This is a genomic window from Lacrimispora sp. 38-1, assembly GCF_049890855.1.
Classification (GTDB): Bacteria; Bacillota; Clostridia; order Lachnospirales; family Lachnospiraceae; genus Lacrimispora.
The window spans coordinates 1-20,849 of the sequence record NZ_JBANEW010000006.1; the positions used below are offsets into that span (position 1 = coordinate 1).

General features: G+C 44.6%; 20 protein-coding genes and 1 tRNA gene. 12 read left to right on the forward strand and 9 right to left on the reverse strand.

The genetic code is table 11. The annotated features are described in order from the left end of the window. Positions 1–357 precede the first annotated feature (357 nt). From V7D18_RS01660 to V7D18_RS01685, 6 genes are all read left to right on the forward strand, one after another. Positions 358–1,071 carry a GntR family transcriptional regulator gene (locus V7D18_RS01660; RefSeq protein WP_426150833.1) on the forward strand — a complete coding sequence of 238 codons (714 nt, stop codon included), beginning with the start codon at positions 358–360 and terminating at the stop codon, positions 1,069–1,071. A gap of 142 nt (positions 1,072–1,213) precedes the next feature. Beyond that, a complete protein-coding gene (locus tag V7D18_RS01665; protein WP_426150835.1) occupies positions 1,214–2,605 on the forward strand; it encodes a citrate transporter in 1,392 nt (463 codons plus the stop codon). A 169-nt stretch (positions 2,606–2,774) separates the two neighbouring features. Further along, complete coding sequence (locus V7D18_RS01670) at positions 2,775–4,913, forward strand: hydantoinase/oxoprolinase family protein (protein ID WP_426150837.1); 2,139 nt, start codon at positions 2,775–2,777, stop codon at positions 4,911–4,913. A gap of 5 nt (positions 4,914–4,918) precedes the next feature. Next, positions 4,919–5,731 (forward strand): hypothetical protein, encoded by an 813-nt coding sequence (locus V7D18_RS01675; RefSeq protein ID WP_426150839.1) that lies wholly within the window; start codon positions 4,919–4,921, stop codon positions 5,729–5,731. Positions 5,732–5,757: 26 nt separating this feature from the next. Then, entirely contained in the window at positions 5,758–6,807 is a 1,050-nt protein-coding gene (yiaK, locus tag V7D18_RS01680) for a 3-dehydro-L-gulonate 2-dehydrogenase (protein ID WP_426150841.1), read from the forward strand. Positions 6,808–6,843: 36 nt separating this feature from the next. Beyond that, positions 6,844–7,296, forward strand: coding sequence for a YhcH/YjgK/YiaL family protein (locus V7D18_RS01685; protein ID WP_426150843.1), 453 nt, complete (start codon positions 6,844–6,846; stop codon positions 7,294–7,296). A gap of 12 nt (positions 7,297–7,308) precedes the next feature. Here V7D18_RS01685 and V7D18_RS01690 read toward each other — a convergent pair whose 3' ends face one another. Beyond that, positions 7,309–7,956 carry a GntR family transcriptional regulator gene (locus V7D18_RS01690; RefSeq protein ID WP_426150845.1) on the reverse strand — a complete coding sequence of 216 codons (648 nt, stop codon included), beginning with the start codon at positions 7,954–7,956 and terminating at the stop codon, positions 7,309–7,311. Positions 7,957–8,101: 145 nt separating this feature from the next. On the opposite strand from V7D18_RS01690, the gene V7D18_RS01695 reads away from it, so the two are divergent. The 4 genes from V7D18_RS01695 to V7D18_RS01710 all read left to right on the forward strand — a co-directional run bounded on the left by V7D18_RS01695 (position 8,102) and on the right by V7D18_RS01710 (position 11,742). After that, positions 8,102–8,791, forward strand: coding sequence for a cyclase family protein (locus V7D18_RS01695; RefSeq protein ID WP_426150847.1), 690 nt, complete (start codon positions 8,102–8,104; stop codon positions 8,789–8,791). A gap of 16 nt (positions 8,792–8,807) precedes the next feature. Continuing rightward, positions 8,808–9,722, forward strand: coding sequence for a ketopantoate reductase family protein (locus tag V7D18_RS01700; protein WP_426150849.1), 915 nt, complete (start codon positions 8,808–8,810; stop codon positions 9,720–9,722). A gap of 100 nt (positions 9,723–9,822) precedes the next feature. After that, entirely contained in the window at positions 9,823–10,698 is an 876-nt protein-coding gene (locus V7D18_RS01705) for a dihydrodipicolinate synthase family protein (protein WP_426150851.1), read from the forward strand. A gap of 21 nt (positions 10,699–10,719) precedes the next feature. Beyond that, a complete protein-coding gene (locus V7D18_RS01710) occupies positions 10,720–11,742 on the forward strand; it encodes a zinc-binding alcohol dehydrogenase family protein (protein WP_426150853.1) in 1,023 nt (340 codons plus the stop codon). Between the two features lie 39 nt (positions 11,743–11,781). Here V7D18_RS01710 and V7D18_RS01715 read toward each other — a convergent pair whose 3' ends face one another. From V7D18_RS01715 to V7D18_RS01725, 3 genes are read right to left on the reverse strand one after another with little or no spacing between them, the layout of a single operon-like run. Then, positions 11,782–12,609: a M28 family peptidase gene (locus tag V7D18_RS01715; protein ID WP_426150855.1), complete on the reverse strand. Its 828-nt coding sequence runs from the start codon at positions 12,607–12,609 to the stop codon at positions 11,782–11,784. 14 nt (positions 12,610–12,623) lie between these two features. Then, a complete protein-coding gene (locus tag V7D18_RS01720; protein WP_426150857.1) occupies positions 12,624–13,139 on the reverse strand; it encodes a YhcH/YjgK/YiaL family protein in 516 nt (171 codons plus the stop codon). 47 nt (positions 13,140–13,186) lie between these two features. Next, the gene (locus V7D18_RS01725; RefSeq protein WP_426150859.1) at positions 13,187–13,951 is read right to left on the reverse strand and encodes a GntR family transcriptional regulator; all 765 of its coding nucleotides are present in this window, start codon (positions 13,949–13,951) and stop codon (positions 13,187–13,189) included. Positions 13,952–14,203: 252 nt separating this feature from the next. On the opposite strand from V7D18_RS01725, the gene V7D18_RS01730 reads away from it, so the two are divergent. Next, complete coding sequence (locus tag V7D18_RS01730) at positions 14,204–14,842, forward strand: hypothetical protein (RefSeq protein ID WP_426150861.1); 639 nt, start codon at positions 14,204–14,206, stop codon at positions 14,840–14,842. Positions 14,843–14,981: 139 nt separating this feature from the next. Here V7D18_RS01730 and V7D18_RS01735 read toward each other — a convergent pair whose 3' ends face one another. The 5 genes from V7D18_RS01735 to V7D18_RS01755 form a co-directional block, all read right to left on the reverse strand. Continuing rightward, entirely contained in the window at positions 14,982–16,055 is a 1,074-nt protein-coding gene (locus V7D18_RS01735) for a BMP family protein (RefSeq protein ID WP_426150863.1), read from the reverse strand. A gap of 61 nt (positions 16,056–16,116) precedes the next feature. Beyond that, positions 16,117–17,058, reverse strand: a complete 942-nt coding sequence (locus V7D18_RS01740; protein ID WP_426150865.1) for an ABC transporter permease — start codon at positions 17,056–17,058, stop codon at positions 16,117–16,119. Beyond that, positions 17,058–18,119, reverse strand: a complete 1,062-nt coding sequence (locus tag V7D18_RS01745; RefSeq protein WP_426150867.1) for an ABC transporter permease — start codon at positions 18,117–18,119, stop codon at positions 17,058–17,060. The genes V7D18_RS01740 and V7D18_RS01745 overlap by 1 nt, the downstream gene beginning before the upstream one ends. 3 nt (positions 18,120–18,122) lie before the next feature. Beyond that, positions 18,123–19,637 (reverse strand): ABC transporter ATP-binding protein, encoded by a 1,515-nt coding sequence (locus V7D18_RS01750; protein WP_426150869.1) that lies wholly within the window; start codon positions 19,635–19,637, stop codon positions 18,123–18,125. Between the two features lie 9 nt (positions 19,638–19,646). Next, entirely contained in the window at positions 19,647–20,267 is a 621-nt protein-coding gene (locus V7D18_RS01755; protein ID WP_426150871.1) for a TetR/AcrR family transcriptional regulator, read from the reverse strand. A 334-nt stretch (positions 20,268–20,601) separates the two neighbouring features. Between V7D18_RS01755 and V7D18_RS01760 the strand changes: the two genes are divergently transcribed. Next, positions 20,602–20,674, forward strand: a tRNA-Gly gene (locus V7D18_RS01760). Positions 20,675–20,849: the final 175 nt, after the last annotated feature.

The following is a 20,849-nucleotide window of genomic DNA, read 5'->3' on the forward strand; positions in this document are numbered from 1 at the left end:
TTTTTTACAATCTCAATCAAAAACTGATATTGCCAATAGCCTGGGGATTTTCCGATCAGCACTAAATTGAAAAACAACTTGTATGCAATCTTGAAAGGGGCAAATATAGAAAATAAGGGAAAGTGACTTGTGCAAAAACACATCAATATCGGAGAATAACTATTATTGTATGTGTGAAATATGAAAAATATAGTTGATTTTCAAAGTTCAATGTGTTATATTTTACAAAAAGGATGATCACTGCAAAGAGATAAAGTACTAACTGATATGCATTTGCCGGGATACTGATATGCAATCTTATCAAAATGAGATACTTGTATGCATTTCACATCCATTGATACAAAGGAGATTATAAAAATGGCAGAAGTGGAAGAAGAAAGAGGAAATCAGAGAAATGACATATATAATCAGCTGCGGATGCAGATATTAGATCTGACCATTAAACCGGGAGAACGGCTGAGTGAGAACTTATTATCCAGTCAGATGAATGCCAGCCGGACCATGGTAAGAGATGCACTCTCCCGCCTGGTTGAAGAGGGATACATTGTAGTCTATCCCCAGCGTGGTACAGAGGTGACCTTGCTTGATTTAGAGCGGATCAGACAGGTTGTTTTTTCACATACTGTATTGGAACAGGCCATGATAGAGGAGATCTGCCGTAAGGGATTGACTGAGAATCAATTTGGACAGCTGGAAGAGGTTTTAAATCGACAAAAATTGGAGATAAATAAAGAAAATCCCCTGGAATTTCTGGTGATAGAGCAGCAGGTACATTATCTTCTTTCCGCATTCTGCGGGAGGGAGTATACCTGGGAGGTATTCAGAACCATAGACTCAGATCTGCTGCGCTTAAACTATCTTCAATTTACCACGTTTAACTATCGGATTGATATGTCTTCCCTTACCAGCTGGGAACATGTTTTAGTAGAAGGACGTCTTCTCCTCGATAATTTAAGGAGAAAGGATGCAGAAGCAGCCGGCCTGATCTGTGCCAATCATTTTAATACAATTTTATGGAATGCAGGTACACTTCGGGATATTTATCCACAGTTCTTTTCCGGACAGGCATAGGAAGCCGGCCCGGTTAGAAATAGAAATACCATAAAAGAGGAAAGGAACGGGGAATACAGGTTTTGAGAAAAGGCTGCTAATTGGCAGACCGGTTAACTATTATCAGCAGTATGGGGAATAAAAAGTTATAGGAGGTATTATTGTGGAGTACATTATTGGTATCATTTTATTAATTTCATTCTTTGGTCTGGCTTATTACTGTATCAAAGGTCATAACCTGATGATCGGCTTCTTGCTGATTACTCTTCTTTGGACGATTCTTCCGCTTGGAGGAACACTGTTTGTAAGCGAGTCATTTCTTGCTTCCAATCCGATTCTGCAGTTTGGAAAAGACAATACTCTGATTGCTGCCCTGAATAAAATTTATCAGTCAGCACCAGAAGGCTGGGGAACAACTCTGGTTAATGTATGCTGGGGTGCATGGTTTGGCCGTGTACTTATGGATACCGGAATTGCCTCCACACTGATCCGCAAGACTGTTGAGTTGGGCGGAGACAAGCCATTTGTAACAGTAGCGCTTTTAAATGTGGTAACTGCCCTGATTTTTACTGCCATGACAGGTGCAGGCCCGGTTATTGCAATTGGTGTTATCGTACTTCCGATTCTTATGTCTCTGGGTATTCCCAAATCAGTAGCTCTGTTTACATTTATGGGATCAGTAGCAGCGGGTATTTATATCAACCCGGTTAACTTTACACAGTATCGTGCATTTTTCTTAAAACCGGATGAAATGCCTGAGTTTACTCTTGGCTGGTACGCTACTCACTGGGGCTATGCTGCTCTTATTATCATGCTGGTTATTACTACTCTTCTGGCGGCTTTCTATTTAAAACGTGCCAAGACAGTTCATGCATGGGCGGCACAGACCAGAGGAGCTGCTTCCGAGCAGAAGAATGCTCCGTTCTATACTTTAATCCTTCCTGTAGTTCCGGTTATTTTAAAGATCTGGCTGGACTTCTCTGTAATCGGCGGCTTTGTAATTGCAGGATTCCTGGCACTATTCCTTTGCGGAAGAATGAAAGGAAGTTTCAAAGAGAACTGTCAGCTGGTTAATAAGCTGTATTATGATGGTGTGGTTGATACCGCTCCGCTGGTAGGATTTCTTCTTACGCTTCCTATGTTTAACGCAGTTGCAGCTTTTGCATCACCTTATTTTAAGGTGATTATTGGAAATGTAATGCCCAGAAGCGAGATTGTTGTTTGTATCGTATTTGCAGTACTTCTTTTCATGGGTCTGTTCCGTGGACCGATGACACTGGTAGGCTGTGGTGCAGCAACTCTTGGCGTACTCCAAAACGTTGCATCTTTCTCTGTTCCGTTTCTCTATGCGGTATTTGCGATTCCGACCATTACCGTAAATATCGGAAGTTGTATCACTCAGTCATGGGTTGCATGGGGACTTGCTTATTCGAAGGTTGAATCACGGGAATTCTTAAAGCTTTCCATTCCCAATGCATATTTTGCCGGAGCGCTGCAGTATGTGGCAACATTTATCATGTTAGGCGGACTGGGTGCTGCCTGGTTCCTGTCTTAATATCAGTCTCGGACAAGGAGACGAAATCTCAAAATCCAAAAAGATAACCCCTGTCCGGGCGCGCTTCCTGCGCACCCGGACGCTTTTCAACAATCTGTAATTCAGGAGCAGTTACATGGATTTCAAGTTAGAAAATTTGACTTATTTATCTGGAAAGGAATGAAATACAATGGCAGAGCGTAAACACAAAGCAGTCCGAATGGGCATTGACGTAGGCGGAACTTATACCAAATGCGTAGCCATGGACAATGATACCCACGAAATAATTGGGAAAAATGAAGTGAAGACCACACATGATGATAAAGATGGCGTTGCTGCCGGTGTTGTACAGAGCTTTCGCAACTGTATGCAGGAAAATGACATTTCACCCGAGGATGTGGTATTCGTAGCCCATTCAACCACTCAGGCGACCAACGCTTTTATCGAGGGTGACGTTGCTTCAGTCGGTGTGGTAGGGGTTGCCGGAGGCGGTCTGGAAGGACTGCTTGCAAAACGTCAGCTGGCACTGAAGGATATTGTGCTGGATGAAAAAGTAGGACGTATGATCAAGGTTTACAATACGTTTATTAAGAAAAAAATGCTGACCGAGGATATCATTAATCAGAATATCAGCCAGCTCCTGGACCAGGGGGCAAAGGTAATTGTGGCTTCCATGGCATTCGGTGTAGACAGTATGGATGAGGAGCTTTTAATCCACGACTGTGCAAAGAAGAAAAATGTGCCGGTAACAATGGCTTCCGATATTACAAAACTGTACGGTCTGACCCGCCGTACCCGTACGGCTGCAATTAATGCATCCATACTTCCAAAGATGATGTCTACCGCAAATGCCACAGAAAGTTCCGTTAATGCAGCTGGGGTTAAGGTCCCGTTAATGATCATGAGAGGGGACGGAGGCGTTATGGAGATTAATGAGATGCGTAAGCGCCCCATACTTACTGCCCTTTCCGGCCCGGCTGCTTCGGTTATGGGATCATTGATGTATCTTCGTGCTTCCAATGCCATCTATTTTGAGGTAGGAGGAACCACTACCAATATCGGTGTCATTAAAAACGGCCGTCCAGGCGTGGATTATGCAAAAATTGGCGGTCATGATACGTACATTAACTCCCTCGACGTAAGAATCTTAGGCTGTGCAGGCGGATCCATGGTTCGTATCAGTGACAAGGCTGTTGTTGACGTAGGTCCCCGTTCTGCCCATATCGCAGGCTGCGAGTATGCATGCTTCCTGCCGGAAGAGGAAATTGAGGATCCTCAGATCGAGCTGGTAAGTCCAAAACCGGGAGATCCTGCTGATTATGTAACTCTGCGTTTAAAGAACGGTAAGAAAATCTGTTTTACAAACACCGATGCAGCCAATGTCCTGGGACTGATTGATGAGAAGTACTTTGCACACGGCAATGCAGTATCTGCCCGTAAGGCGATGAAGCCGGTGGCGGATAAGCTTGGTATTACCGTGGAAGAACTTGCAACCCAGATACTTGACAAAGATTATGAAAAGGTCAGTGCATGTATCAACGCTCTGGCAGATAAATATAAGCTGGATCATGACAGCATGAGACTGGTTGGCTGCGGAGGCGGAGCTGCTGCCTTAGTGCCTTACTGCGCAGGGAAAATGGGACTCCAGTACAGTATCCCGGAGAATGCGGAAGTAATCTCTTCCATTGGAGTAGCTTTGTCCATGGTCCGTGATGTTGTGGAACGTGTGATTCCCAATCCAAGCCAGGAAGATATCAGGGATCTGAAGAAAGAAGCAGCAGATCTTGCGGTCAGTTCCGGTGCTTCTCCGGATACGGTGGAAATCCACATCGAAATTGACAATCAGACTGGTAAGGTTACCGCCATTGCTACCGGTTCCACAGAGGTAAAAACAACCGATCTCTTAAAAGAATGCGATGAATCAGAAGCACGCAAGCTGGCAGAAGAAGATTTCGGACTAAAAGTCTCCGACATCAGGCTGGCGGATAAAACTGATAAATTCTTTGTATATCAGGGCAGCAGAGAAGGAAAATCCCCCCTTAGAATCGTGGATAAGAAAGGTTTTATCAAAGTACAGTGTTCCGATGGTGTGGTAGAAAAATGCCATATTAAGAATTATGAGGAAACAGTTGAAAAGATCTGGAATGAAAATGCAGTATTTAAAACAGATACAGTGCTGCGGCCGGACTTTTATGTATGCGTGGGACCAAGAGTCAGCGATTACAGTGCGGTGGATTTGGAACAGGTTATGCTGTTAATGAGTCTGGATCTGGGTGATCGGGAGCCGGAAGAGGAAGTTCTCATTGTGGCATCCGTAAGAGAAAGTTAGAAATTATGACAAAAGAAGAAATTCGGGAAGCCTTAAAACCTGTTGGGGCAGGGCTTTTAGGCAGACAAAGCCAGCAACGATATGAACGCCCCCATTTCCCAGTCCGGCCCATTGGAGATATGCTTTCAGACCTGGCAGAAATTGAGCCCTGGGAATGGTACGGCTATGCATTTTCCAGAGAGCCCCTGAACGGAAAATTTCATGATGACAAACGGAAAGAGTGGATGGAGAAGAGCCTGGCATGCGGGAAAGAGTATGCCGGAATCGTATGCAGAGAATATGGAACCCGGGATCCGAAAGAACTGGCAAAAGCCATGGGAATGAACGTTTCCTATCCGGAATTTCCGGAAAAAACAGACCGGGTGCTGTTTGCAGAATTCCGGGTGCCTGATAAGATCTGTATTTATATGGATGCAGTCAACAAAGCGGCCAGACTGTTTTTGAAACCGGAAGTGACCCGGATTCTGACAGAAGGGCTGGATGTAAGCAGACTTTTACTGGCCCACGAACTCTTTCATTTTGTAGAAGAACAGTATAAGAATGAAATTTTTACAAAGACCGAGAAAATAAGACTTTGGTCTTTGGGATTTCTTCATAATGATTCCAATGTGATTGCTTTCAGCGAAATTGCAGCAATGGGCTTTGCCCAGGAAATTATGAAGATCAGTTATTCTCCGTATCTGATGGATGTATTTCTGGTTTACGGTTATTCTCCGGAAGAGGCGAGCGGACTGTATGAAGAGATGATGCAGTGTGCGAAAAGAGAGCCCAGGCCGGCCCCACAGGATCCGTCAGCCAGTGAAGAGATGACTGTATAAAACAAGGCAGGAGAAAAGGAGAAGATATGAGTATAAAAGTACCTTTTGAAACAGTGAGAGAAACCGTAGAGAAAGCACTGCTGCAGGCAGGACTTTCAAAAGAAAAGGCAGAGATCTGTGCCAGAATCCATTCACAGTCCAGTGCGGACGGCGTGGAAAGCCATGGATTAAACCGTGTTCCCCGCTTTGTGGAATATGTATTAAATGGTCTGGTAGATCCGGAAGGAGAGCCGGAATTAGTCGGTGCCAAAGGTGCGGTTGAAAATTATGACGGACATCTGGGAATCGGAATCACCAACGCCCTCTTCTGTGCAGACCGCGCCATGGAACTTGCCAAAGAGCACGGAATCGGCTGCGTTGCATTAAGAAATACCACTCACTGGATGCGTGGCGGTACTTATGCATGGAGAATGGCAGAAGCAGGATTTATGGGAATCAGCTGGATCAACACAGAAAGCTGTATGCCGCTTTGGGGAAGTGATGAACCGGGCGTAGGCAACAACCCTTTCTGTATTGCTGTACCAAGAGAAGATGGTCCCATCGTGCTTGATATGGCTATGAGCCAGTATGCCTACGGAAAGCTTGGAGTATACCGTCTGGCAGGTAAAAAACTTCCGTTCCCCGGCGGTTTTGATAAAGAAGGTAATTTAACGGATGATCCGGGAGCAATTGAGGAGAGCAGGCGAATTCTTCCTACCGGATACTGGAAGGGAAGTTCCATGGCCATCGCTCTTGATCTGGCGGCTGCTCTTATGGCTAATGGAAAAAGCGGACTGAATCTTGATGAGGAAGGAAGAGGAAGCTGTACCGGATGCTGTCAGATATTCATTGCCTATGATCCATACCTTTTTGGCACCAGGGAAGAAATTCAGGAAATGTTAAACAAGAGAGTTGCAGCTGCAGATGCCAGCCATCCGGAAAAAGAGGGCGGAAAAGTTACCTGTCCCGGCGAGCGCACCATAGAAACAAGAAAGCAAAGTATGGAAAGCGGAGTGAGTGTTGATGAACAGATCTGGGATCAGATCGTTGCTATCGCTGAGGGAAACTTAGAGACAAAGGATATTGCAAGCAAATAAAAACACAGCTCTGTTAAGAGGAAAGAGGAGAAGATTATGCTGTTTTCTAATATTGCAATTGCAGAAAAATATAATTATCTGGAAGAAAAGTTCACAAAGGCCTATGAATGGCTGAAATCAACTGACATTACATCGCTTCAGCCGGGGAGTTATCCCATTGCAGGTGACCAGGTTGTGGCAAATGTTCAGGTGTACACCACAATCTCCCCTGATGAGGCTCTGTTTGAAACTCATGAGAAGTTTTTCGATATTCAGTACGTAGTTTCCGGCAGGGAGCAGTTTGGCATCTGCAAACGGGATGGACTTACCGTTAAAGAACGTCGTGAGGAAAGCGACCTGATCTTCTATGAAGAGCCGGGACTTAGCGGCAGTGTACTTCTGGAAGAGGGAGACATGATTATCGTGGCGCCTGAGGATGCCCATAAGCCCCGCTGCGTGGCAGGAGTTCCCTGCCAGGTCAGGAAGGTGGTAGTGAAGGTGGCTGTTTAAGGTGGATTTTCGTTAAATCAGATTCATGCCAAGAGGCATCATCAGATGAGCGATCAGAACCTGATAAGCCTGATCCGTATTTCCGTTTTTTAAATGATTATAAAAATTCTCATGCTCCTCTAACGTAGCCTGTATCCGTCCTGTAACAGTAAGGGCATTGGCAGTCGTCAGGTGGATCATATAAAGGAGGCGCTGGAATAAGTGGTCAAATTCACTGTTTCTGGCGAAATGGACCAGAAGCATATGAAACTGATGGTCCTCCTCCGTAAAAGAGACAGGAAAGTTGCCGGATGTCAGGGCGGCCTTCTGCCTCTCAAGGGATGCTTCCATATCCTTAAGAAGTGTTATAAACCGTTCGTCTCCCCTTAAGGAAGTAGCCAGATGAACGCAGAAACCTTCAATGGCACAGCGGACTTCAATGGATTCACGCATGGTATCCTTATCAAGACGGCGAATCTTAAATCCCCGGCTTGGTATAATGGTGATGTAGCCATCCTGGGAAAGACACTGGAGCGCTTCCCGCAGAGGAGTCCGTGAAATTCCAAGTTCTTTTGCAAGTCTGGTCTCTGAATATAAAAGATCGGAGTCCAGTGATTTGGATAAAATCTGTTCTTTGATGGTATTATAAGCCTGTGACTGCAGGGAACCGCTATCGTTCATGAAAAACTCCTTTCATGGGTTTTAGCCTATCATACCCCAGAAAATTTTACAAGTCAACAGAAAATGATTGACCGGTATACCGGTATACAGGTATAATAACAGCAGTAAGACAAATTATAATTTTATCTCGCAGGAGGAAAAACAAATGAGCGTATCACAATTAGGCAATGGTTTAAGAGTTATCGATTTAACAAAGCAGCTGGATCCGGCAACTGAATCAAGACGGTGCCATTTATTCCGTTTTAACACAGGCGGCCCAATCCCGGATTTCCATACAATCATGGATTTAACCAGTCATTTAGGCACCCATGTAGAATGTCCGTATCACCACAATGACAACTGGACTGATGTTCAGGGACTTCCAATCGGTACATTTATGGGACGTGCCATTTATGTAAATATTACCCATATGACTCCCAACGGAAAAATTAAGGCAGAAGATTTAGAGAAAGCCTGCGGCGACCGGATTAAAGAAGGCGATATCGTGATTCTGGATTCCCAGTATAAACTGCCACCATTTACTCCGGCCTCCAACACAGAGGAAGATAAGAGACTTTTTATCTGCCGTGAAACTGCAGAATGGCTGAAAGAGAAGAAAGTGAAATGTGTCGGCTTCGGAGACGGGGTTTCCATCGAAAGCAACAACACCGATGTCTCGGCATTCCATGATGTTTTAATGGAGGTTGATGTGGTGTTCTTAGAAGTGCTTAAGAATTTAGAGGAGCTGACAACTGACACCTTCTTCATGTCCTATACACCAATTCCGATCAAAGGCCTTGATTCCTGTCCGATCCGTGCTTATGCCATTGAGGGAATCGCAGAGTTTTCCAGATAACGGAAGGTGGATGGATATGAAAATTGCAGTAATCGGGGCTGGAGCCATGGGATCCATCTACGGCGGTCATTTGTCCCAAAAACATGAAGTTTATCTGGTGGATACTGCTCCCGCCATTGTAGAACATATCAGGAAGGAAGGCATCAGACTTCAGGAGAATGGGGAAGAAAACGTATATTATCCCAATGCAGTTACATCTGCAGAAGGGCTTCCGGCCATGGATCTGGTACTTCTTTTTGTGAAATCTCTGTATTCCAGGGCTGCCCTTGTCTCAGGCAGGAACCTGATTGGAGAAGACACCTATTTAATGACTTTGCAAAACGGTTCCGGTCATGAAGATATTCTGGGAGAATTTGCTCCTGAGGATCACATTATCATTGGAACAACAGAAGACAACGGAGCGGTTTTGGGCCCCGGAGTGATCAGGAGAGGCGGAACAGGAAATACCAATGTGGGGATGCTCACAGAGGATAGTCATGAGTTTCTCCCAAGACTGAAGGAGGAATTTGAGTGCTGTGGCTTTTCCGTGAAGATCCATTCCAATATTCAGCAGCTGATCTGGAACAAGCTGTTTACCAATGTTTCCCTAAGTGCAGTTACCGGAATTCTGCAGGTAGATATGGGATACATTGCAGCCAATGACCATGCCTGGAATATGACAGTCAGACTGATCCGTGAAGCGGTGGCAGTGGCTCGTGGTCTGGGACTGGAAGCAGATGCAGACGAAATTATGGAAAAAGTAAAAAAGACGTCAGAGATGTCACCGGGCGGCTGTACCTCAATTCGTGCAGACATACAGAATGGACGGAAAACAGAGGTGGATATGATAAGCGGTTCTGTTGTAAGAGCAGCTAAGAAATGCAAAATACCCGTTCCCACCCATGAGTTTGTAGTGGAAATGGTACATGCTTTGGAAGGGAAAGAACGGTAATAAACTGCAAAGGAAGGGAGGGGACACCTGTTTTTATGTGATTCCGGCAGCAGGCCGGGACAATATGGGGTTCAATGAAATGTCAGGGGGACATACTATCATGAAAAAATTAATTGTTGCTTCAATAACGCCATTTGACAGACAGGGTAAAATCAACGAAACTTCAGCAAGACAGCTATGGGAAAGAAATCTTTCTGAAGGAGCAGATGGATTCTTTATCGGAGGAAGTTCCGGAGAGTGTTTTCTGCTTACAAGAGAAGAACGAATCCGTTCATTCGAACTGGCATCGGAGTTGAATCACCGTTGTGATCTATATGCACATGTGGGTGCAATCAGCACAGATGAAGCCATTTTTTACGCAAAAAAAGCAAAGGAACTGGGAATCCGGGGAATTGCAGCGACACCGCCTTTATATTTTGGATTTTCTGAGAAGGAAATCGCAGAATACTATTATGATATTGCTCAGGCAGTGGGGGAGCCGGTCCTTTACTATAACATTCCATCCAGTACTCACAGAGAGCTGGATCTAAATAATCCGGATACCAGAGATTTATTTAAATCCGGAGCAGTGGGAGCAATCAAACACACCAATTTAAACCTTCTGCAGATGGAGCGGATTAAAAATATAAATTCCGAAATCATCTGCTACGGAGGCTTTGAAAGCTCCATGGTAGCATTTCTTGCATTTGGCTGCGATGGTTTTATTGGAAGCAGCTTTAATTTCATGCTGCCCCAGTTTAAACGGATCATGGAATTGTACCTGGAAGGAAAAGAGGAGGAAGCCAGAGCTCTGCAGACAAAATCCAATAACATTGTGGATGTGCTTTTGAAAAACGGCCTCTGCGCAAACTTAAAGTACATTGTTTCCAGTCAGGGAATTCCAGCCGGCGAAGTAAGAAAGCCCATGCTGCCCTTAACAGAAAGCCGGAAAGAAGAAATGGATGAGATTCTTACCAAATATCTGGAGGTACGGTAAGACATAAAGGAGATAAATCATATGAAAGCGGTACAGATTGTAAAGCCGGGAGAATTAAAGGTAATTGACATAGAAAAACCCAGTCTTGATGAAGAAAACAATGTGATTATGAAAATGACGGCTGCAGGTATCTGCGGTTCAGATGTGGGAATTTATCACGGAACTAACGCAGCAGCAACTTATCCCAGAATTATCGGGCACGAGATGGTAGGTGTAGTGGCAGAAACCGGCTCCTCTGTAAAAAAACTAAAAGTGGGTGACCGTGTTATCGTCAACCAGGTTACCAGCTGCGGACACTGTTATCCATGCCGGAAAGGAAGAGGCAATGTCTGCGATCATTTAAAAGTGAGGGGAGTTCATATTGACGGAGGTTATCGGGAGTATATCGCGGTGCCGGAGACGGACTGCTATCATCTTCCTGATTCCATATCTGATCAGGATGCGGTTATGATAGAACCAACCACCATTGCCATCCAGTCCTGCACCAGAGCAGAACTGGAAAAGGATGATATGCTTCTCATTTATGGTTCCGGAGCTCTTGGAAGCTCCATTTTAAAAATTGCCAGACAAATCTGTGACCACATCATTGTAGCTGATATTCAGGATGACAAGCTTGAAATTGCGAAAGCCAATGGTGCAAAGCATACGATTAACGTTCTCAATGAAGATCTTGTGGAAAAAGTGAAAGAATATACCCATATGCATGGAGCGACTGTATCCATAGATGCTGTCTGCAACAAAGATTCTCTGATCCGCCTTTTAAATGCTACCGGAAATGCCGGAAAGGTTATCACCATGGGATTTTCAACTGCGCCCACAGAGATCAATCAGTTTGCCATAACAGCCAGGGAGCTTGATGTTAGAGGCTCCAGACTTCAGAATAAAATGTTTGGAAAAGCTATTGATATGATTCATGAGGGAAAACTGGATTTAACCGGTTCTGTTTCCCACACATTCCCGCTGACTAAGGCTCAGGAGGCCTTTGATTTTGTGGATAGCCATGATCCGTCTATCCGCAAGATTATTCTTACATTTGATTTTTAAAACCCCACTCTCTCTAAAAGAAGAGGTTCCTTCTGTGTATTAAAACGGAAGGAACCTCTTCTTTTTATCATAAGGCCGGTGGAGTGCGTCAGTTATATAATCGTATATCCGGTTCATGGCTGTTAAATCAACCCATTCCGGAGTATCCCGGTATCCGCCGTGCATGGTAGAGGATATCTCCATCTGATCCAGAATCATGTGAAATTCCGGGGGCCTGCCTAAGAGACCGCTGCCCATCTTAGAAAGTGCGTTCAGATACTGGATATCCCATCTTGGAATGCTTGCAATACTGATCGCGGGAGTCCGTCCGCCAGAAAATGAGGCTTCATCACTTCCCGGAAGGTATTTAACAAGAACTCCGTTGTGCGCCGCCAGAACCTCTTTCCTGCAAAATGTTTCTACTCCGGGTTTTCGTTCATATCCCCGGCTGTTAACTGCAATGGTATCACCATATCCGCATACATCCAGATTAATAACTCCGGTTATCTCCTGATGATTCATGGAAGCAGCGTAGAGCCTGCTGCCGGTATTGCCTGTCTCCTCTCCGTCAAAGAAAGCAAAGCGTGCAGGAAAATGCTCTTCCTTCAGCTTTCCTGCAAGTGATATAAGAATACATAAGGCTGCGGCGTTATCATTGGCTCCAAAGCTGCCAGGTACTGCATCATAATGGGCACAGAAAAGCGGACCAGGCTGATTGTTCCATGGGGTCAGAAGGTAGTTATAAATTCCTCTCGGGGCCTTTTGGGAAGGCGGATCTTCCTGAATATCAAAATCCAGATGCTCCTTTATAAGCACCTCCCTCACGGCATTACGCCGCTGTTCAGGATCTTTTAAGGAAAGCTCCGCCAGATAATGGTTTAACTCCATATTCGATGCCCCTCCTAACGGGTACTGTCCTGCAGGCAGCTTTCTAACGGTACTTTTATTACGATCTTTCTTATGGGAGCCTCTGTATCGCCTGCTTTAATTGCAGGGATATGCACATCCCATGGAAAATAGATAGCAAAGGTTCCCGGAATCATATGAATCCGGCCTTCCGCCGCTGCAGGATCGTTTTTATAAAAGAGGATGTCTCTTGGAGTATCCAGAAGATTTTCCTCAACCTGTCCGTTTCCGTCGTCTGTGTAGAAGCCGGCTTCTTCCGGACCGCCGCAGGCCAGAAACTGCACATCAATGTTCTTTCTGTGAATCTCAGGACGCAGTCCGTTTCGGTCTGCGGTCTTTAAATCCAATACCTGAAGAATTACAGGTATACCATTAAGATCAATTGAAAATACACCCGGTTCGTGGGCTGCCATGTCATGCTCGGTTAAATAACGGATTGCACAGCCAAGAGGGGCGGGGAGAACAGCAAGCTGCTCGTTCAGCATGGGATTATAAATATTTCCAAAAATCATAATTCATTCCTCCGTTTATTCTCAAATTCAGGTATAATTTTATATCATCATTGATCATAGCTGATTCCTTTCTGATTATGGAAATCCGCAGTTTGGCGTTCTGACTGGATTTCAAGAAAATAATCCGGATAACACTCCTGTAACGGCGGAACCAGAAGCTGGATCCGCGATAGATGATGGCGGTAAACCGTGCATGCGCGGTCGGTGTTTCTGGCAGCCAGCGCGTCGGTGAGAGCCGTAAGGTCTTTTATAAAATCTTCTGTAACGGAAGAATCAGAAGCAGCCAGATATAAAAGTCTCTGAAGATCCATTCCGGCTTTCTGGACAGCTTCCCATATATGGTTCATCTTCCCCCCCAGTTCATAAAGAAGGTGGTAATAATCGGTGATTAACCGGACGGAATGGGATAAATCTCCCTGGGATAAATAGTCTTCAAGCTCCTGCAGATGGTAATAGAGAACATCAAACTGAGCACCCTTTACATTTCGGATAAAGATATTCTGTATCATGGATGTTCCCAGCTGCTTATGAATCCATAAGGTTTGTTCGATCCGGCCGGTATCTATCTTTGAAACAAACGCACCTTTCTGGGGAATAATATCAATCAGATTTTTCCGGGAAAGCTTGTACAAAGTATCATGGACAGGAGTCCGGCTGATGTTCAGAGCATCAGCCAGCTCCACCTCATTCATTTTTCTTCCCGGGGGAAGATGCAGGTTTAAAATAAAATGCCGTATGATCCGGTATGCATACTGCCTGGCATCTTCGGAGTGCCTTCTGGGCGGTAATTTCTGAAACGGTATGAGTGACATGTAAAGCTCCGTTCTGCCGCACTGAAAACGGCATATTTCTTCCTATATTATATCATGAATTTCTTTGTTTGGTAAACCCTTATGAAAAAATCATGGACACTGGCAGGGGATCTAAAAACGTTACAAAATATTAATTAATAATTAAAAAAATAAAAGGTTGTTACCATTTGGGTTTTATGCTATAATTTTACTGCTTTCGATTTTACATATAAAAGCAGGGGGATAGCCAATACCAATTAACGAGGAGAAATTATGAAGAAGAGAATTTATTCTATCTTACTGGCCTGTTTATTGATTGCAGCACTTGCAGGCTGCAGTAAAAAAGCAGAAACCGTGGCAACAGATACAACTGTGGCAGAATCACAGGCAAAAGACACAACGGCAGCAGAATCAAAGGCAGCAACAGAAGAAAGCAAAGCAGCTGAGGTGAGTACAGAAGCAGGCGCTGCAGAAGGATTCACAACTTTTGAAGATCCCAACGGAGTGTTTACAGCCAGCTACCCGGGAACACCAAAAGAGATGAAGCAGTCAGTTCCTTCCGGAAATACTACAATTGACATGTATTCCTATATGCTTGAGCAGGAAGATGCCCTTTATAACGTGATGTACAGTGCTATACCAGAGGGCAGTGCAGCAGATCCCGCAGCTATGCTGCAGGGTGCCATTTCCAATATTCCCTATACAATTGAAGAAAGCAGTGATATTACCCTTGGAGAATATAATGGAAAAGAATTAAAATACAGTGCTCCATTGGGATCTGATAACATTACCTTCTATCACAGAGTATACATTGCAGGAGATTATATTTACCAGCTCCAGGCAGTTTCTGCAACAGGAGAAAGAACACCGGAAATTGATACATTCTTTAATTCCTTTGCACTGAAAAAATAAGATTCCTATTAAACAACCTATAATCAGGATTCCCCAATTCTGTTATTTATGTATCGTTAGAAAGATTCCGGTCGAAAAAGACAGGGAAAAGCCCCGTGAAACAAGTATGACTCATACTCGCTTACACGGGGCTTTTTAATTACTGAATAAAAGTTCCTGCCTGAATCTGACCAACAATTTCTTTGTACTGTGTCTGAATATCCTCTGGTACTGCATTTGAGAATGTTCCAATGCTTAAGCAGCCGTTGCCTAAATCGCCGTAAATGGTCTGGCCGCCGAACTTATCTGCTTCCACATCCTTCATACATGCCTTTAACAGAGCTGCGTTGTCGGTTACCACAGAGCAGATAATAATCTTGTCGTCAGCAGAACCTAAATCTCCGGGCTGACCGATATCGTATCTGCCTTCTGAGCCGGCCAGAGCTTCCCGTGCTCCGGTATCAACTGCGGAGGCATCACCAAACATTACATCAACGTCATAGGTGGAGACCATGGAGGAAGCAATCTCCTTGCCTTTGGCAGTATCGCTGAAAGAGCCTGCATAGGCAGAAGAAACCTTAATATCAGGATTTACCTTTTTTGCTGCTTTTTCATAACATTCCAGTTTTGCCTTTGTGGTATCTAACTCCATACCGCCGATAAATCCGATGTTGTTTGTCTTACTCATAAGACCTGCAAGAGCACCTGCCATGTAACCAATCTGCTTTGCATCGGGAAGAATGGAGGTAATGTTTTCTGTCTCAACGGTTCCGTTTAACAGGGCAAAGTTGATTTCCGGATATTCTTCTGCCACCTGCTTAACTGCATCGGTATACTGATTGCCGGGAGCGAAGATCAGGTTATACCCCAGTTCTGCATAATCTGTCATGACGGTGGCAAAATCAGCAGTCGCTACGTTGTCGGTGTACACAGTTTCCCAGCCGCTGTCCTTTGCTGCATTTACCATAGCCTGATAGCAGCTTGCGCCCCAGCCTCCGTCAGATACAGAAGAGTCAAGGACCATGGCTACCTTATAGCCTGACGCTTTTGATGTATCGGCAGCCTGCGTTTCCCCGGCTTTTGTGGTTTCCGTCTTTGCAGTTTCAGACCCGGAAGTTTCTGTTGCAGAGGTTTCTGTTTTTGTTGGTGCAGCCGGGCTGCCGCATGCAGCCAGGCTCATGGCAGTAAGGACTGCAGCCATGATGAGAGAAGCTGTTTTCATAGTCTTTTTCATAATAAATCCTCCTTTTATGTTTGAAAAAATATATAATCGCAGGGCTGTCCTGGAATTATCATCAGCGTTCTTCCCTGTAATAGGGCTGTCCGTTGGCCTTGGGACCGCTTTTCCGGATTCCGAAAAATGCAAGAACAAACAGGGTGCAAAGATAGGGGATCATCTGGAGAAGCTGGTAGGGCGTGGACGGACTTAACAGCTGTAGCCGGATCTGCAGTGCATCGCAGAATCCAAAAAGCAGACAGGCTAACAATACGCCGGAAGGCATCCAGCGTCCGAATATAACGGCTGACAGTGCGATAAAACCGCGGCCTGCCACGATTCCTTCGGAGTAGGTGCTGGTGTAGCAGATGGTTAAATACGCTCCGCCGATACCTGCAAGTGCGCCGCAGATAACGCAGGCAATGTATTTTTGCAGCACTACATTGATTCCCAGTGTTTCTGCCGCTTTGGGAAATTCGCCCACGGCTTTAAAATTAAGCCCTGCTTTTGTCCTGTTCAAGAAAACTGCAGTAACAGGTACCATGAGATAGGCAGCATATACCAGAGGAATATGGTGAAAGAACAAAGGCCCAAGAACCGGGATGTTGCTAAGAACCGGAATGGGAAGCGCCTTCATGGATACCCCCTGGATAAGTGTTGAGGTATCGGAAAAGGAAAGGCGGTATATGAAGGAAGCCAGCGCCGGTGCAAAAATATTAATTGCCATGCCGTAAACAATCTGCGGAGCGCACAGGCGAATGGTGCAGAACGCATAAATCATATTAATGGCAATGCCTGAAAGGGCGCCTGCAAGGATACCGGCTGTGGGGCTTCCGGTTTTATATCCGATTAAAAACCCGATTAATGCGCCGAAGGACATGATTCCGTCAAGACCGATATTGACTAATCCAGCCCGTTCCGAGTAGGTTTCAGCCAGTGCAACAAACAGGATGGGAGTAGCCATACGAATGGTGGAAAGCAGCAGCTCTGTTAAAAAATTTATGTTGAAAAATGCATCCATCAGTTGGTAACCTCCTTTTTCCCCATATGGCTGTTTATGTACTGTCTGATTGCGGGGAGCTTTAAAAGTGCAGTACCTGCCACCGCAAATATGATTACCAGTGCCTGAATAATATCAACCACTGCGGTGGGAATCTGCATCCCGGTCTGTAAAGTACTGGCTCCTTTTCTCAGCACAGCAAAGATAAATGCCACAGCAGCAGTTCCGATGGGATTAAGCTGGGCGATCAGTGCGATTGCCACTCCGTCAAACCCGAATCCCTGCCCAAATCCGCCCATCAGTCTCAGCTGCTTGCCGTGAAGCTCCACGCTTCCGCCAAGTCCTGCCACTGCTCCGGAGGCAATAAAGGAAAAGAGAACATACCGGTTTACGGGGAAACCGTTGAAAAATGCTGCAGTAGAATTTAATCCCACTGCCCTCAGCTTAAATCCCTTAGAGGTATAGAAAAGAAAATAGTATCCTGCAAATGCAAGAAATAATGCAATCCATACACCCCAGTGAACCGGAAAGCTTTTCGATACGACTGCCAGTCTGGTGCTGTCCGGGATGGCAAAGGTCTGGGGTACGCTTCCATCACGCAGAAGGGTTGTATAAACGTAACCCATAAAAAGAGTTGCCACATAATTCAGCATGATGCTGACAATCATTTCATTTAAGCCTCTTGTAATCTTTAAAATTCCGGGAATTGCGCCCCATACTGCTCCCGCTGCTGCGCCGATCAGAAGACTGAGCAGTATTCCTGCAAATCCTTCTATTCCAGACTTTGTAACAAAAAATATGCTGGCGACAGCTCCCATTACGAACTGACCTTCCCCGCCAAGATTGAAAACACCACATTTATAAGAGAAAGCGGCAGTCAGTCCGGTAAATATTAAAGGACAGGCAATTACGAGGGTCTGAGCGATCTTTCTGCTGCTTCCAAATGCTCCGGAAAACAGAAATCCATATGCCTGAAAGGGATTTTTGCCCAGGCAGATAATAATGATTCCTCCTATGATAAATGCTACCAGAATGGATAACACGGGCACAATGACCTTCATTAAATTTTCTTTCTGCTTCATGTTCTAATTCCCCTTTCCTGCCATTGCAAGTGAAATTTGTTCAATGGGCGGATTGGCTCCTGAATAGGTTCCCATAACCTGGCCCTCAAACATGACCAGAATCCGGTCGGATAAATTGAGTATTTCATCAAAGTCCGCACTGATTAAGAGAATCGCACAGCCCTTATCCCTGGCAGCAGCCATGGTATCATGGACATAACGGGCGGCTCCGATATCTAAGCCTCTGGTGGGATGAACCGCGATTAAAAGCTCCGGGTCATTTTCCATTTCTCTTGCCAGTATAATTTTCTGCTGGTTGCCTCCTGATAAGTTCCGTACCTCCTGCTCAATGGATGCGCAGCGGATATCATTTTTTTCCTGCATTTCAAGGGCAAATCTGGTAATGGCCTTATTCTTTAACAGTGCTCCGTGACCATAGGAGAAACGGGCTTCTTCCGTAGCTTTTAAAACCAGATTTTCCCTGACTGTCATATTGCCGATGAGTCCCATTTTATTGCGGTCCTCCGGGACATGGGAAACATGGGAGAGGATAAAACCGTTTGGTGCAAAACGGGAGACACGGGAGGCCTTTAACAAAACATTTCCCTCCTCAGGAGCGATAATCCCTGCAGCAAGCTGTGCAAGCTGTGACTGCCCGTTTCCGTCCACTCCTGCAATGCCCAGGATTTCTCCTTTCCGTACGGTGAGGCTCACATCATTTAGTCCGCTGTGCTTATGCTGTTTTTGATAGCTGATATTTTGAAAGCTTAGGACCTCATCTCCGGGAGAGGTGACTTTTTTATAATTACTGGGCACCATTTCCCTTCCAATCATTAAGTTTGCAAGCTGGGTGCCATCGGTGTCTTCTTTATTTAATGTAGTAACGGTCTCACCGGCCCGCAAAATAGTGATACGGTCACTGACTGAAAGAACCTCCCTCATTTTGTGAGAAATAAAGATCACGGATTTTTGTTCTCCGGTCAGTTTTCGGATAATGGCAAAAAGTCCTTCTGCCTCGATGTCGGTAAGTGCAGCCGTCGGTTCATCTAGAATAAGAAGTTCCGCTCCCCTGTAAAGAGCTTTTAAAATTTCAACCCGCTGCTGGGCGCCTACAGAGATTTCCGTGATCTGCTTGTCCAGTTCCACGTCAAGACCGTATTTTTCTGAAAGTTCCAGGATTTCTTTTCTTACCTGGTCCTTTTTTATAAAGACTGAGGAATCCTTCCGGCTTCCGAGAATAATGTTTTCTAATACGGTCATGGCTTCTACAAGCATGAAATGCTGGTGGACCATGCCAATACCCATTTTTACTGCGGCTTTTGGAGAATCAATTTTCACTTTTTCTCCACGGAGAAATATGGTACCTCCGGTGGGCTGGTATAAGCCGATAAGAATATTCATCAGAGTGCTCTTTCCGGCACCGTTTTCTCCCAGCAGAGTATGTACTTCTCCCTCATTTACAGAGAGATTGATATTGCGGTTGGCAAATACATTTCCAAACTGCTTGGTGATCTGCTCCATTCTCAGCAATTCCTTCATTGGTTCCTCCTAGCCTCTGATCTCCCTGATCAGGATTGATTTGCAATAAGAAAAATAAGAATCTAAATCAAATGCCTCTTTGTCAACCAGAAACTGAACCGTGGCTCCTTCCAGCAGAGAGACCGCAATCCCGGCAATCAGATTCTGCTTTGCAGATGGCATATCCGGTGAAAATTTTTCTACGATTTCCCGTATTTCCGTTCTCCAGTTTTGATAGGAGAGGCAGAATTCCTGATGCATGTCAGGATCCAGACGGGACTGATTCCAAAAATCCAGCTCAGCAACATCATATTTATCTTCTATTAAAATCGTGTAAATCTTTTGTTTTATAAAAATGTCCAGACGATCTTCAAGAGTCGCTTCCGGACCAATTCCTGACAGGTTAATGGATTGCTGGCGGATTTCGCGGTAACGGTTTAAGACTTTTTTCTGAACAGCAAGGAGAAGCTCTTTCTTGCTGTTATAATAATAGTGAATATTGGATTGAAACAAATGTGCTTTTTCTGCCACCTGCCGGATTCTCAGACCGCTGATGGTTTTTTCCTGAATGATAGTAAGGGCTGCATCCAGAATCCTGTCTTCTGTTGAAATGCTGCAGGGTTTTTCTTCTATTGATAAAATTTGCCCCATATCATGCCTCCCTTTTGGTCAGATGACCAATTTCTTGCATTATACGGAACCGTTCTTATGGTGTCAATGAAAAATCAGAATAATTGGATATATTAAGCATTGGATTAAGAATATTAAAGAATAGCACTTGAAAATTAATAAAACAAGGAAAATAATAAGGGGTGATGGATGAGGTTTCCAGTTTTAAGTTAAGAAACAAGATTGGAGAAAGTTTCCAGATTTTTCGAAATATACCTTTGTTTGATATTATTTCTGCTATAAAAAAAATTAAGAAATATATTGCAAATTTCCGTTGTATATGATATAATGCCAGTGTTGTGAAACAAATATTTATGCGCGAGTGGCTCAGTTGGTGGAGTACGACCTTGCCAAGGTCGGGGTCGCGGGTTCGAGTCCCGTCTCGCGCTTTTTAAAAGCCTTGTATTTACAGGGCTTTTTTCTTGTCGCGTTGCATTTCATGTTGCATAATCTCAAAATGATCTATGATTTTTCCTGTGAATATCGTGTTGTAATCTTTTGTAGTTCTCCGAATTAGAATTAAAATAAAAACTGTACGTTGAAAACTTAATATTGATAGTTAGT

Bases quoted from the DNA above. Each gene is read 5' to 3' on its own strand.
- V7D18_RS01675 (WP_426150839.1), top strand. From the start codon at position 4,919: ATGACAAAAGAAGAAATTCGGGAAGCCTTAAAACCTGTTGGGGCAGGG.
- V7D18_RS01730 (WP_426150861.1), top strand. From the start codon at position 14,204: ATGAAGAAGAGAATTTATTCTATCTTACTGGCCTGTTTATTGATTGCA.
- V7D18_RS01740 (WP_426150865.1), bottom strand. From the start codon at position 17,058: ATGGATGCATTTTTCAACATAAATTTTTTAACAGAGCTGCTGCTTTCC.
- V7D18_RS01720 (WP_426150857.1), bottom strand. From the start codon at position 13,139: ATGATTTTTGGAAATATTTATAATCCCATGCTGAACGAGCAGCTTGCT.
- V7D18_RS01715 (WP_426150855.1), bottom strand. From the start codon at position 12,609: ATGGAGTTAAACCATTATCTGGCGGAGCTTTCCTTAAAAGATCCTGAA.
- V7D18_RS01750 (WP_426150869.1), bottom strand. From the start codon at position 19,637: ATGAAGGAATTGCTGAGAATGGAGCAGATCACCAAGCAGTTTGGAAAT.
- V7D18_RS01695 (WP_426150847.1), top strand. From the start codon at position 8,102: ATGAGCGTATCACAATTAGGCAATGGTTTAAGAGTTATCGATTTAACA.
- V7D18_RS01670 (WP_426150837.1), top strand. From the start codon at position 2,775: ATGGCAGAGCGTAAACACAAAGCAGTCCGAATGGGCATTGACGTAGGC.
- V7D18_RS01725 (WP_426150859.1), bottom strand. From the start codon at position 13,951: ATGTCACTCATACCGTTTCAGAAATTACCGCCCAGAAGGCACTCCGAA.
- V7D18_RS01660 (WP_426150833.1), top strand. From the start codon at position 358: ATGGCAGAAGTGGAAGAAGAAAGAGGAAATCAGAGAAATGACATATAT.
- V7D18_RS01745 (WP_426150867.1), bottom strand. From the start codon at position 18,119: ATGAAGCAGAAAGAAAATTTAATGAAGGTCATTGTGCCCGTGTTATCC.
- V7D18_RS01710 (WP_426150853.1), top strand. From the start codon at position 10,720: ATGAAAGCGGTACAGATTGTAAAGCCGGGAGAATTAAAGGTAATTGAC.
- V7D18_RS01700 (WP_426150849.1), top strand. From the start codon at position 8,808: ATGAAAATTGCAGTAATCGGGGCTGGAGCCATGGGATCCATCTACGGC.
- V7D18_RS01690 (WP_426150845.1), bottom strand. From the start codon at position 7,956: ATGAACGATAGCGGTTCCCTGCAGTCACAGGCTTATAATACCATCAAA.
- V7D18_RS01685 (WP_426150843.1), top strand. From the start codon at position 6,844: ATGCTGTTTTCTAATATTGCAATTGCAGAAAAATATAATTATCTGGAA.
- V7D18_RS01755 (WP_426150871.1), bottom strand. From the start codon at position 20,267: ATGGGGCAAATTTTATCAATAGAAGAAAAACCCTGCAGCATTTCAACA.
- V7D18_RS01705 (WP_426150851.1), top strand. From the start codon at position 9,823: ATGAAAAAATTAATTGTTGCTTCAATAACGCCATTTGACAGACAGGGT.
- V7D18_RS01735 (WP_426150863.1), bottom strand. From the start codon at position 16,055: ATGAAAAAGACTATGAAAACAGCTTCTCTCATCATGGCTGCAGTCCTT.
- yiaK (WP_426150841.1), top strand. From the start codon at position 5,758: ATGAGTATAAAAGTACCTTTTGAAACAGTGAGAGAAACCGTAGAGAAA.